The organism is Vibrio sp. 1288, from assembly GCF_033344475.1.
Genome location: NZ_JAWPOX010000903.1, coordinates 1 through 570, shown reverse-complemented (window position 1 = coordinate 570; position 570 = coordinate 1). Strand labels below are relative to the sequence as shown.

Genomic DNA, 570 nt, shown 5'->3' with positions numbered 1-570 from the left:
AGTCTAAAATTGGCTGAACGTACTGCCAACATGCTTCAACTGCATCACTACGTGCAAATAGCGTCGCATCGCCATTTAAAGCATCAAGTAGAAGACGCTCGTACGCAGTTAGCATTTGAGTCTCTTGCAGGTCTGCGTAGTGGAAGTTCATTTTCACTTCCTTCGCTTTAAAGCCTGCGCCTGGTTCTTTCAAACCAAAGCTCATCTGAATGCCTTCGTCTGGCTGAATACGAATGATCAGTTTGTTTTCCGGCGCATTTTGGCCAAACACTGGGTGCGGTGTTTGTTTAAAGTGAATAACCACTTCAGTAACGCGAGTCGGAAGACGCTTGCCAGTGCGAACATAGAAAGGTACACCATTCCAACGCCAGTTGTTGATGTAAGCTTTTAGACCAATGTACGTCTCAGTACGAGAATCGTCCGCTACGCCATTTTCTTCACGGTAACCTGGAAGGTGTTGGCCGCGCACGTCTGATGCAGTGTACTGACCAAGTACAAGATCGTTACGTAATGCTGTTTCATCCAGTGGTTTTAGGCATTGAAGCACTTTCACCACTTCATCACGCATTG

General features: G+C 46.5%; 1 pseudogene. It reads right to left on the bottom strand.

Features of this window, described 5'->3' with window-relative positions:
* Positions 1-570: pseudogene (locus R8O11_RS30000) on the bottom strand (glucose-6-phosphate dehydrogenase); the annotation flags it as partial.